Origin of the sequence: Comamonas brasiliensis, from assembly GCF_018292285.1 — a bacterium.
In the GTDB taxonomy this organism is placed as follows: domain Bacteria; phylum Pseudomonadota; class Gammaproteobacteria; order Burkholderiales; family Burkholderiaceae_C; genus Comamonas; species Comamonas brasiliensis.
Genome location: NZ_JAANES010000002.1, coordinates 192,057 through 202,640, shown reverse-complemented (window position 1 = coordinate 202,640; position 10,584 = coordinate 192,057). Strand labels below are relative to the sequence as shown.

The window sequence follows — 10,584 nt, the reverse complement described above, 5'->3', positions numbered from 1 at the left end:
GCTTAAAACGTGAAGCCCAGGCGCAGGTGCAGGCGCAGTTGCTGCTCCTGAGCGCCCCAGGCGAGATCTGCTTGAATCGGACCGACCGGGCTTTTCCAGCGGATGCCGGTGCCAAAGCCGACGCGGGTGTAGAGCCGGTTGATATCGTCGCCGACCGTACCTGCATCGATAAAGACGGCGTGCTCGAAGTCCTGCGTATTGCCCTTGATGGTGATGGGCCGCTGCCACTCCACGCTGCCCATGGCCAGATAGCGGCCGGCAATCACGCGGCCGTTGTCGGTGCGTGCGCCAATCGATTGGTAGCCGTAGCCGCGCACCGTGTTGTCGCCACCGGTCAGAAACATGATGGTGGTGGGCAGATCCACATCTTTCTTGGCCATGACGGCGCCGACTCCGGCCTTGATCTGCAGACGACTGCGGCGTCTGGTTTCCTCGTCACGCTCGCCCAGCGGTATCAGGCTCAGCCAGCGGCCCGTTAGGCGCCCGAACGGCGAGCGTTGCGGCGTCAGCGTGGTGCCTGCACCGGCTTCCAGGGCCAGCCCGAAGCCCGAGGTAGGCAGCAGATTGTTGTCGAAATAGCGGGCCGTCCATCCATAGTTGGCCAGCAACGAGGAGGCACCGGGCGGAGCACCTGCACCCTGGGTCTTGGCATAGTCGTACTGCAGGTACATATTGCGTTCTATGCGGTCTTCGGCCTTGGATCGGCCGAAGCGCATTTGCGCACTGTTGGTGTAGAAGTCGCCCGCAGGTGCGCGCTCGAGCTTGCCGCTGGCAAACCAGCGCCAGAGATCCTCGCCGGGAAGGCCGACCAGTTGCGTGGAGATCAGCGGGTTCTTCCTGTCCAGCTGCAGCTTGCTGACGGCACGCCAGTTCAGACCGGGCACCTTGTTGTAAGTGTGATCGATGGACAGGCGCGGTCCGGTGTCCGTGCTCAGGCCCACACCGAACACCCATTTCTGCAGCTTGGCTTCGCGCACCTTGGCAATCACGGGCGAGGTGATGGCTGCGCCCTGGCTCTTGCGCTGCTCGTCACGTTCAGCCTCGGTGGCGGCCTGTTGCGGGGAGTCGGCCAGCGAAAGAAATACCGAGTCGTAATAGCCACTGCTGACCAGACGCTGCTGCGCATCGAGCATGCTTTGCAGATCGTATTCCTGGCCCTCGGGTAGGCGCGCGATACGGGCCGTGCGCACCGGGTCGTAGCGCTCGGCACCATCAATTTGCAGCGGACCGAAGGTATAGGCAGGGCCGGGGGCATAGCTCACGCTGACCTGTGCCTTGTTGGTATCGGCATCCACATCGGCCAGACTGGTATCTATGCGTGCCAGCGGGTAGCGGCGTTTTTGCAGCTCCTTGAGGCCACCGCTCTTGGCGCTGCTCCAGGCCGATTGCGAGAATTGCTCGCCAGCCTGCAGCGGCCAGGTTTCCTCGATCTGCAGGCGCTGCGAGGTTCCCAGCTCGTCGCTGGCATTGACGCCGGTAAAACGCACATCGGATTTTTCAATGATGGTGGGCGGGCCTGGGTCGACCTTGACCACCACTTTGCGTGGTGCCTCTTCCTCGGGGGTATCGGTCAGCTCGACAGTCACCGTGGGACTGAAGTAGCCCAGGGTGCCTATCAACTCGCGCACATTGGCATCGGTCGCGCCCAGCAGGCGTGTCAGCTCGCGGCGCTGCAGATCGGGCTGGTGGCGAAAGCGCTTGAGTTCCAGATGCTGCTCCAGCAGCGCACGGATTTGCTTGGGGGCATCGACTTCCAGCGTGAAGGCCGGCGGGCCGCTGGTATCGATGCCCATGGCTTCGGCTTCTTTGTCTTTGGGGGAAAGCAGGCTGCAGCCGCTGAGGAGCAAGGCGGCTCCCAAAAGCAAAGCCGGCCTCAAGGCCGGCTTTTTCAAGGGCAAGGTCTGGGGCATGGCCCTATTTTGACAGCATGCGCATGGCGTCTTCCAAGCCTTTGAGCGACAAAGGGTACATGCGGTCACCCATCAGCTGCTGGATGATGCTGATGCTCTGGCGGTACTGCCATACGCCCTGGGGCTCCGGATTGATCCAGGCAAAGTGTGGGAAGGCATTCGTCAGCCGCTGCAGCCATTCGGCACCGGGCTCCTCGTTCATGTACTCGACCGAGCCGCCGGGCTGCAGGATCTCGTAGGGGCTCATGGTCGCATCGCCGACAAAGATCAGCTTGTAGTCCTTGTTGTACTTGCGAATGATGTCCCAGGTCGGAAACTTCTCGGCAAATCGGCGGCGGTTGTTCTTCCACATGAAGTCGTAGACACAGTTGTGGAAGTAATAGAACTCCAGATGCTTGAGTTCGCTCTTCACGGCCGAGAAAAGCTCCTCCACACGCTGGATATGCTCGTCCATGGTGCCGCCCACGTCCATGAGCAGCAGCACTTTCACATTGTTGTGCCGCTCGGGAATCATCTTGATGTCGAGATAGCCCGCATTGGCTGCCGTGGAACGGATGGTGTCCGGCAGATCCAGCTCCAGTTCGCTGCCCTGGCGCGCAAACTTGCGCAGACGGCGCAGCGCGACCTTGATATTGCGCGTGCCCAGTTCCTGGGTGTCGTCATAGTCGCGGTAGGCGCGCTGCTCCCAGACCTTGACGGCACTCTTGTTGCGGCCCGGCCCGCCAATGCGTATGCCTGCCGGGTTGTAGCCGCCGTGGCCGAAGGGGCTGGTGCCGCCTGTCCCGATCCATTTGTTGCCGCCTTCGTGGCGTTCCTTCTGCTCCTCCAGGCGTTTCTTGAGCGTTTCCATCAGCTCGTCCCAGCCCATGGCTTCGATCTTGGCCTTGTCCTCGGGGCTGAGTTCGCGCTCCAGCAGCTTTTGCAGCCAGTCCTGCGGAATTTCCTTGGTCAGGTCGGCCAGCATCTCCACGCCCTTGAAATAGGCGGAAAAAGCGCGGTCGTACTTGTCGTAGTGCTTCTCGTCCTTGACCAGAATGGTTCGGCCCAGGTGGTAGAAGTCGTCCAGGCTCCAGCGATCCTCGCTCTTGGGGCCGATCAGGCCTGCGTCCAGCGCTTCCAGCAGGGCCAGAAACTCCTTGACCGACACAGGCAGCTTGGCTGCACGCAGGGTATAGAAAAAATCGATCAGCATGAAAAATGCCTCCAGCGCTTATGCAGCGGGTGCATGTTGCTCCAGAAGATAGAGCAGTTGTGCACGGGCTTCAGGCCATTCGCCACTGCGCATGCTGTACATCACGGTGTCGCGAATCGTGCCGTCGCGGCGCAGCGCATGGCCGCGGATCACACCATCTTTCTTGGCACCCAGGCGCTCGATGGCGCGTTGGCTGGCGAAGTTGAAGTTGTCCGTGCGCCAGCCCACCACATGGCAGCCCAGCGTACCGAAGGCATGGGCCAGCAGCAGCAGCTTGGCCGAGGTGTTCACATGGGTGCGCTGCACGCTTTTGGCATACCAGGTGTAGCCAATCTCCACGCGGCGAATGGCCGGCACGATGTCGTGATAGCTGGTCGTGCCCAGCACCTTGCCACTGGCATCGTCAAGAACGGCGAATGCAAAGCGGTGGCCCTGGTCACGGCCCAGCAGCGCGGCCTCGATATAGCTGCGAACCTCGCCAGGCTCGGGCACGGAAGTCACGCGAATCTTCCACAGCTCGCCATCGGCAGCGGCTGCGGCCAGACCTGCCTCATGGCTCAGGGCCAGCGGCTCCAGCCGCACGCCGCGGTCGCGCAGGGTCACGGTTTCTACAAAAGTCATGGCTTGCTCACTCAATGAGATTTGCGCTTGCTGCGCCAGAATCGGGCCAACTTGAGACCCAGACCTCCACCCAGGCCCACCATGGCGATGGCGGCAATGCTACCGGCGCCATAACCCTGGGCGAACAGATCCAGGCCCAGCACATGGGACAGGCCCCAGCCCAGCAGGGCGCCGCCCACAAAGCCGACGGCGTCGGAGCCGCCTTCCAGCAGCAGTTGTTGTGCGGTGCTCATGGGGCGGTGTCTCCTCGGTTTTTTGATGTCGGCTCAGCGATTGCGCTGGTTCATGAAGACCAGCTTTTCAAACAGGCTCATATCCTGTTCGTTCTTCAGCAATGCGCCAACCAGGGGTGGCACGCTGACCTTGCCTTCCTCGGATTGCAGGGCCGATGCGGGAATCTCCTCCGCGACCAGCAGCTTGAGCCAGTCGATCAGCTCGCTGGTCGAAGGCTTTTTCTTGAGGCCGGGCAGATTGCGCACGTCGTAGAAGACCTTCATCGCGGCGCTCAGCAGTTCGCCCTGCAGCTTGGGGAAATGCACGGCCACGATCTGGCGCATGGTGTCGGCATCGGGGAACTTGATGTAGTGGAAGAAGCAGCGGCGCAAGAACGCGTCGGGCAGTTCCTTTTCGTTGTTCGAGGTGATAAAGACCAGCGGGCGGTGCTTGGCGCGGATCATCTCGTGGGTCTCGTAGCAATAGAACTCCATGCGATCGATTTCGCGCAGCAAGTCGTTGGGGAACTCGATGTCGGCCTTGTCGATCTCGTCGATCAGCAGGGCTACGGGGCGTTCCGCCGTGAAAGCCTGCCAGAGCACGCCCTTGACGATGTAGTTGTGAATGTCCTTGACGCGCTCGTCACCCAGTTGCGAATCACGCAGGCGGCTCACGGCGTCGTACTCATACAGGCCTTGCTGGGCCTTGGTGGTGGACTTGATGTGCCACTGCAGCAGCGGCATGTCCAGCGCCTGCGCGACCTCCTCGGCCAGCATGGTCTTGCCCGTGCCGGGCTCGCCCTTGATGAGCAGAGGGCGCTGCAGGGTAGCGGCAGCGTTGACGGCCAGCATCAGATCTTGCGTGGCCACGTATTTGTCGGAACCTTGAAACTTCATGGGCGGTATCAGCGTAAGTATTGATAAGCGTGCGAAATTCTCACTGCCATAATCGTTTGCACTGCAGCAAGGCATTTGAGCACCCGTCTGAACTCTTGAAGGATTGTGCGCGCAAAATGATAAAAACTTGGACCACGGTATTGGCAGTAGTTGTCGCATCAGTGACCGGCGCGGCGAACGCCCAGGCTGTCAAGGGCGATGCAAAGGCTGGCGCAGGCAAGATCGCCATGTGCATAGGCTGTCATGGCATCACCGGTTATCAGGCCAGCTTCCCTGAGGTATACAAGGTACCCATGATCGGTGGGCAGAACGAGGCCTATATCGTCTCGGCCCTGAACGCCTACAAGAAAGGCGAACGCAAACACCCCACCATGCGCGGCATTGCAGACTCGCTGAGCGAGCAGGACATGGCCGATGTGGCAGCCTACTATGCGGGGCATGCCAAGGCCAAGGACGGCAAGCCCAAGGAAGCCAACCCGGCCGTCACGGCGCTGCTGCAAAAAGGCGCCTGCTTCTCCTGCCATGGCGAAGGCTTTTCCAAGCCCATCGATCCGTCCTATCCCAAGGTGGCAGGGCAGTATTCGGACTATGTGTTCCGGGCTTTGCAGGCCTACAGGACCGAGGGCAATCCCATCATCGGGCGCAGCAATGGCGTGATGGCCGGCATTGCCAAACAGTTCAAGAACGACGAGCTGCAGCAACTGGCCCGATACATAGGCAGTCTGGACAGCGAGATGCAGGTGGTGGCGCAACCGCATTTCCGTCTGGGCCAGAAATAAATCGAGCTTCGGCAAACACAAAGCCCGCCAAGGCGGGCTTTGTGTTTTTCAGAGGGCACCTCAGAGGCTGCTTTTGAAACTACCGTCGGTGGTCGCCAGACGCTGCACTCCGGCAACATAGGCCTCGCCATCGGGCGGGCGTCCCGAGCGCTGGCTTTCCCAGAGCATCTGGCCCAGGCATTCCATGGCGGCGTGATGGGCGTCATGCAGGTCACGCTTTCTGGTCAGCAGTTCCACGGCCTGGCGTATGCCGCGTGGCGAGTCCACGCTGCACTGCTCGCTGATGGACAGATGCATGGACAGGTGCAGAAACGGGTTGGTACGCTCGGTCTCCGCATCGTAGTTGCGCGCCACTGCGGCATCCACGTCGGAGAGCTCGTCGAAATACTCGGGGTGCTCGTCTATCCACAGGCTGGCCAGCGTCTCGATGGCCTCCATGGGCGCGCCGCTGATCATCTTGGCGCGCACACCGCAAAAAAATCGCCGTACGTCGGCTTGACTGGGGTTGAACATGATGGCGCGCAGCGTATCACGGCTGCCGGGCGTCGGCTGGACTGTGGTCTTGCTCGCTGGCCAGGGGCGTATCGGGTACATCTGCGTTGTCGGCCAGCAGATCGGCACGCTCCTTGGCCATCTGCTCCACCAGTTGCTGGCGGCCCTGCTTGGCCACTGCAATCAGTTGGTTCTTGTCCTTGTAGTGCGGGTACATGCGCTCGGCCAGCGCCAGATTGTGCTCCCTGAACCGTGCCGTGATGCGTTGGGCTTCGGCCGGACTCTGACCCAGCAGCTCCAGCACCGACTGGGCCGAGATCAGGCTGGACTCGAAGACTTCGCGCTGGGCATGCTCGACTCCGAGATCGCGCAGGCGGAACCAGTGATCCAGGTCTCGGGTACGGGCCACGATCTCGAGGTTGGGGAAATGCTTGCGCACCTGACTGGCTATCTTGAGGGACTGCTCGGTGGTGTCGACGGCAATCACCAGCACATGGGCCTGGGCCGCGCCTGCAATGCGCAGCAGGTCCATGCGTGTGGCATCGCCGTAGAACACGCGGTGGCCGTAGATCTGCGCGGCCTCCAGCATTTCCACGCTATGGTCCAGGATGGTCGGGCGTATGCCCTGGGCCAGCAACACACGAGCCACGATCTGGCCGTAGCGGCCGAAGCCGGCAATGATGATGGGCGAATCCTGAGGCTCGGAGATTTCCTGGGCCTTCTCCATGCCGCATTCCTCGTCGCTGATGGTGGAGAAGCGGCGCAGCAGCAGTTTGTCCAGCAGCACCAGCAGCAGCGGGCCCAGCAGCATGGACAGGGCCACGGCCGCGACCAGCATGGACGAGACGCTGTGGCGAAACACCTTGTACTGCGCCGCCGTCTGGAACACCACAAAGGCGAACTCGCCGCCTTGCGCCAGCATCAGCGTGAACACCGGGCGCTCGCGCCAGGGAATCTGCATGAATCTGGCCAGACCGAAGATCATCACTGCCTTCAGCGCAATAAAGCCCGTCACCATGGCGGCCATGGTCCAGGGGGACTGGAGGATGACGCCAAAGTCGATGCTCATGCCCACGGCCATGAAAAACAGGCCCAGCAGCAGGCCTTTGAACGGCTCGATATTGGTTTCCAGCTCGCTGCGGTATTCGCTGTCGGCCAGCAGCACGCCGGCCAGGAAGGCGCCCAACGCCATGGACAGGCCCACCTGCGTCATCAGCATGGCAATGCCCACGACCAGCAGCAGGGAGGTGGCGGTGAAGATCTCGGGGGTCTTGCTGCGCGCAATCCAGCGCAGCAGCGGCTGCAGCAGCAATCGGCCGCCGATGATGACGGCGCCAATCGTGCCCACGGTCTTCAGAATGGCCAGCCAGACATGGCTGTCGCCGTGGCTGGCATGGGCGGCCTTGTAGGCGCCCAGAATCGGAATCAGCGCCAGGATGGGGATGGCCGCCACGTCCTGGAACAGCAGGATGGAGAAGGCGGCCTGTCCGCTGGGAGTGCGCATCAGATTGCGCTCGGCCATGATCTGCAGGCAGACGGCAGTGGATGACAGTGCCAGGCCCATGCCTGCGATCAGGCTGACGCGCCAGGACAGACCGAAGGCCCAGGCGGCCAGGAACAGAATGCCGGTGCAGACCACCATCTGGGCCATGCCCCAGCCGAAGATGGGGCGCCGCAGCTCCCAAAGGCGCTTGGGCTGCAGCTCAAGTCCGATCACGAACAGCATCAGCACCACGCCAAACTCGGCAAAGTGCAGGATGTCGTCCACATTGCGGACTAGGCCAAAGCCCCAGGGGCCCATGGCAATGCCGGCGCCCAGGTAGCCAATGATGGCTCCCAGGCCCAGTGCTCTGGCGATGGGGACGGCCAGAACTGCTGCCGTAAGATAAATGAAGCCGTAAGTCAGCCAGATGGGAGAGCCGTGTTCCATGGGAATGTTATGTGGTGTTAACCCTAGAGAGATTCCATTTTGGCACCCGCAGCCAAGCGTCAGATTTTTGACAGAAAGAAAAAAGCAGATGAATGTTTACCTGATGCTTATAGCGCCTGGTCAACCATGCGTCTGCAAGTTGACAGCGCAACTTTTAAGATAAGCGTTTTGTGACTGGCGCTTTAGATCGGCGTTTGGAGTGAGTATGGATCTGCACACCTGGTTTGCTTTTTTTGTGGCCTCCTGGATCATCGCGGTCTCGCCGGGGTCGGGGGCTGTGCTGTCCATGAGTCATGGGCTGTCCTATGGCGTGCGCAAGACCAGCGCCACCATCATGGGTCTGCAGCTCGGGCTGCTGCTCATCTTGCTGATAGCAGGTGCCGGCGTGGGCTCGCTGCTCATGGCGTCCGAGTGGGCCTTCAATGCCGTCAAGATCGTGGGCGCCGGCTATCTCATCTATCTGGGCATCAGCCAGTGGCGTTCGGGCGGCTCGCCGCTGGCAGCGCAAGAGGCCGCGCCCGAGGCCAGTCTCAAAAAGCGCGTGCTGACGGGCTTTCTGACCAATGCCACCAATCCCAAGGGCATCATCTTCATGGTTGCCGTGCTGCCCCAGTTCATGACCACCAGCCGTCCCCTGGCTCCGCAGTTGGCGATTCTGGCCGTGACCATGCTGGCCGTGGACACCACGGTGATGCACAGCTACGCAGCAGGTGCCAGCGCCTTGCGCGGCCTGATGCGCAGCGCACGCGCCATGCGCAATCAGAACCGCGTGTTCGGCGGCCTGCTGATGGCCGTGGGTACAGGCCTGTTCTTTGTTCAGCGTTCCAGTGAAGCCTGAGATGCTTCTAAAAGCATAGCTTTTAACGCTTGAATATATTGGGTGTTCGGCATATTTGATTAAATAATCTAGGGTAAGCCCCTTGTCCCGCGTCAGACATGACATGGGGCGGGGGGCTTCTACATTGGAGGCATGAAAACCTTTCGCTCCTACTCCGAAGTGCTGGCCTCGATTGGGCAGGAAGTCGCCGTCAGCGACTGGATCACCATCACCCAGGCCCAGATTCAAATGTTTGCCGATGCCACGGGCGATCAGCAGTGGATTCATACCGATCCCGAGCGAGCTGCCCAGGGGCCGTTCGGTGCGCCGATTGCCCATGGCTTTCTCACGCTGTCCCTGCTGCCGAAGTTCTTCGAAGGCACTTTCAAGATCGAAGGAGCCAAGATGGGGGTGAACTATGGGCTCAACCGTGTGCGCTTCATGGCTCCCGTACCTGTCAACAGCCGCTTGCGGGCGCGCATGACCTTGCAGGCGGCGGAACGCATCGAGCCTGAGGGCATTCAGATGACCTGGCTGGTGACGGTGGAGCGCGAAGGCAGCGACAAGCCTGTGTGCGTGGCCGAGTCGCTGGCGCGCAGCTTTGGTGCGGCGGCCTGATTCGCAGCGTAATTTTCAGGCCATGAAAAAAGCCCCTTGGCTTGCGCCTTGGGGCTTTGTTATTGAGCCGCACCTCGCAAAGCAGGGTGCTGCGCAGAGTCCGTCATTCGCCATAGTTGTCCAGCAAACCGGCCTTGCCTGCGGCAATGGTTTCCTGGCGCACTTGCTCACGGCTGAGGTTGCTGGATTGCTGTTGCTGGGACAGGGGCAGATAGGCATCGCCAACGAGTTGCAGCTGGCCCTTGGCCATGGCGTCCTGCACCTGGGCATTGACCTGAGCACGGGTCAGGGTGGATTGACCTGCAACTTCGGGAGGGTAGTGATCGCCGGTGAAGTCAAAGCTTGCAGCCTGTGCAGCGGCGGCGGACATGGCCAGGGCGGCAACGATGGCAAAGCGGTTGGCGTATTTCATGATTCGTCCTTTGGTACGTCGGGCCTGCAGTCCTGGCGGATATCGTCGGTCGGCTGCAAGTCCATGAGTCGTACTTTAGGACGATCTAATCAGGAGAAAAACCCCCTGCTGCGCAACTTATTGTTCCGAAATTAGAGACAATAAGCGGGAACTTAAAGCGCAGTCTTGGGCTCTGCAAGGGCAGCACCCGCGAAACCCTGCTGGCGCCAGGCTTCAAACACCGTCACGGCTACGGCATTGGACAGGTTCAGGCTGCGTTGAGAGGCCAGCATGGGCAGGCGCAGTCGCTGCTCGTTGGGGAACTGGGCGCGCACCTCGGGCGGCAGACCCTTGCTTTCAGAGCCAAAGACCAGCCAGTCGCCCGCCTTGAATTCCATGGCATGGGCCGGACTGCTGCTGTGCGTGGTCATGGCAAACATGCGCTCGCGCTGGGGCTGGCAGCTTGCGAGGAAGGCTTCCCAACTGGCGTGGCGGGCCACATTGGCGTACTCGTGATAGTCCAGTCCGGCACGGCGCATATGCCGGTCTTCCATGGAAAAACCCAGTGGCTCGATCAGATGCAGGCTGCAACCCGTGTTGGCGGCCAGACGGATGACATTGCCCGTGTTGGGGGGAATTTCGGGCGCCACAAGAACGATATGAAACATGGGGCGCTATTGTGCCGCCCGGCTTTTACCTGCGCTGCGGGCCCCGCAGTTCCAGAC

General features: G+C 61.2%; 12 protein-coding genes. 3 read left to right on the top strand and 9 right to left on the bottom strand.

The window, feature by feature from the left end; translation table 11 throughout:
- Nucleotides 1-2 precede the first annotated feature (2 nt).
- Genes DJFAAGMI_RS09260 through DJFAAGMI_RS09240 form a run of 5 tightly spaced genes read right to left on the bottom strand, consistent with a single transcriptional unit; the run spans nt 3 to nt 4,832 of the window.
- Complete coding sequence (locus DJFAAGMI_RS09260; protein WP_472924646.1) at nt 3-1,910, bottom strand: autotransporter assembly complex protein TamA; 1,908 nt, start codon at nt 1,908-1,910, stop codon at nt 3-5.
- Between the two features lie 4 nt (nt 1,911-1,914).
- Entirely contained in the window at nt 1,915-3,102 is a 1,188-nt protein-coding gene (locus DJFAAGMI_RS09255) for a vWA domain-containing protein (RefSeq protein WP_003051754.1), read from the bottom strand.
- 18 nt (nt 3,103-3,120) lie between these two features.
- The gene (locus tag DJFAAGMI_RS09250; protein ID WP_003051756.1) at nt 3,121-3,723 is read right to left on the bottom strand and encodes a GNAT family N-acetyltransferase; all 603 of its coding nucleotides are present in this window, start codon (nt 3,721-3,723) and stop codon (nt 3,121-3,123) included.
- Nucleotides 3,724-3,734: 11 nt separating this feature from the next.
- Nucleotides 3,735-3,956, bottom strand: coding sequence for a hypothetical protein (locus DJFAAGMI_RS09245; RefSeq protein WP_211456908.1), 222 nt, complete (start codon nt 3,954-3,956; stop codon nt 3,735-3,737).
- Nucleotides 3,957-3,989: 33 nt separating this feature from the next.
- A complete protein-coding gene (locus DJFAAGMI_RS09240; RefSeq protein WP_003051760.1) occupies nt 3,990-4,832 on the bottom strand; it encodes an AAA family ATPase in 843 nt (280 codons plus the stop codon).
- Nucleotides 4,833-4,948: 116 nt separating this feature from the next.
- On the opposite strand from DJFAAGMI_RS09240, the gene DJFAAGMI_RS09235 reads away from it, so the two are divergent.
- Entirely contained in the window at nt 4,949-5,611 is a 663-nt protein-coding gene (locus DJFAAGMI_RS09235) for a c-type cytochrome (RefSeq protein WP_043003358.1), read from the top strand.
- A 60-nt stretch (nt 5,612-5,671) separates the two neighbouring features.
- Here the strand turns inward: DJFAAGMI_RS09235 and DJFAAGMI_RS09230 are convergent, their stop codons facing one another.
- Together DJFAAGMI_RS09230 and kefC are read right to left on the bottom strand one after the other, a co-directional pair.
- Nucleotides 5,672-6,124, bottom strand: coding sequence for a DUF1841 family protein (locus DJFAAGMI_RS09230; RefSeq protein ID WP_043003359.1), 453 nt, complete (start codon nt 6,122-6,124; stop codon nt 5,672-5,674).
- Between the two features lie 16 nt (nt 6,125-6,140).
- The gene (gene kefC / locus DJFAAGMI_RS09225; protein WP_043003360.1) at nt 6,141-8,033 is read right to left on the bottom strand and encodes a glutathione-regulated potassium-efflux system protein KefC; all 1,893 of its coding nucleotides are present in this window, start codon (nt 8,031-8,033) and stop codon (nt 6,141-6,143) included.
- A 205-nt stretch (nt 8,034-8,238) separates the two neighbouring features.
- On the opposite strand from kefC, the gene DJFAAGMI_RS09220 reads away from it, so the two are divergent.
- Nucleotides 8,239-8,871, top strand: a complete 633-nt coding sequence (locus DJFAAGMI_RS09220; RefSeq protein WP_043003361.1) for a LysE family transporter — start codon at nt 8,239-8,241, stop codon at nt 8,869-8,871.
- A 132-nt stretch (nt 8,872-9,003) separates the two neighbouring features.
- Nucleotides 9,004-9,468, top strand: coding sequence for a MaoC family dehydratase (locus DJFAAGMI_RS09215; RefSeq protein WP_034366233.1), 465 nt, complete (start codon nt 9,004-9,006; stop codon nt 9,466-9,468).
- Between the two features lie 103 nt (nt 9,469-9,571).
- Here the strand turns inward: DJFAAGMI_RS09215 and DJFAAGMI_RS09210 are convergent, their stop codons facing one another.
- Together DJFAAGMI_RS09210 and trmL are read right to left on the bottom strand one after the other, a co-directional pair.
- Nucleotides 9,572-9,880, bottom strand: a complete 309-nt coding sequence (locus tag DJFAAGMI_RS09210; protein WP_003051774.1) for a DUF4148 domain-containing protein — start codon at nt 9,878-9,880, stop codon at nt 9,572-9,574.
- 152 nt (nt 9,881-10,032) lie between these two features.
- Nucleotides 10,033-10,527 carry a tRNA (uridine(34)/cytosine(34)/5-carboxymethylaminomethyluridine(34)-2'-O)-methyltransferase TrmL gene (gene trmL / locus DJFAAGMI_RS09205; protein ID WP_211456907.1) on the bottom strand — a complete coding sequence of 165 codons (495 nt, stop codon included), beginning with the start codon at nt 10,525-10,527 and terminating at the stop codon, nt 10,033-10,035.
- Between the last annotated feature and the right edge of the window lie 57 nt (nt 10,528-10,584).

Coding starts and splice junctions, on each gene's coding strand:
- trmL (WP_211456907.1), bottom strand. CDS start 10,527: ATGTTTCATATCGTTCTTGTGGCGCCCGAAATTCCCCCCAACACGGGC.
- DJFAAGMI_RS09210 (WP_003051774.1), bottom strand. CDS start 9,880: ATGAAATACGCCAACCGCTTTGCCATCGTTGCCGCCCTGGCCATGTCC.
- DJFAAGMI_RS09245 (WP_211456908.1), bottom strand. CDS start 3,956: ATGAGCACCGCACAACAACTGCTGCTGGAAGGCGGCTCCGACGCCGTC.
- DJFAAGMI_RS09240 (WP_003051760.1), bottom strand. CDS start 4,832: ATGAAGTTTCAAGGTTCCGACAAATACGTGGCCACGCAAGATCTGATG.
- DJFAAGMI_RS09255 (WP_003051754.1), bottom strand. CDS start 3,102: ATGCTGATCGATTTTTTCTATACCCTGCGTGCAGCCAAGCTGCCTGTG.
- DJFAAGMI_RS09250 (WP_003051756.1), bottom strand. CDS start 3,723: ATGACTTTTGTAGAAACCGTGACCCTGCGCGACCGCGGCGTGCGGCTG.
- DJFAAGMI_RS09235 (WP_043003358.1), top strand. CDS start 4,949: ATGATAAAAACTTGGACCACGGTATTGGCAGTAGTTGTCGCATCAGTG.
- DJFAAGMI_RS09230 (WP_043003359.1), bottom strand. CDS start 6,124: ATGTTCAACCCCAGTCAAGCCGACGTACGGCGATTTTTTTGCGGTGTG.
- kefC (WP_043003360.1), bottom strand. CDS start 8,033: ATGGAACACGGCTCTCCCATCTGGCTGACTTACGGCTTCATTTATCTT.
- DJFAAGMI_RS09220 (WP_043003361.1), top strand. CDS start 8,239: ATGGATCTGCACACCTGGTTTGCTTTTTTTGTGGCCTCCTGGATCATC.
- DJFAAGMI_RS09260 (WP_472924646.1), bottom strand. CDS start 1,910: ATGCCCCAGACCTTGCCCTTGAAAAAGCCGGCCTTGAGGCCGGCTTTG.
- DJFAAGMI_RS09215 (WP_034366233.1), top strand. CDS start 9,004: ATGAAAACCTTTCGCTCCTACTCCGAAGTGCTGGCCTCGATTGGGCAG.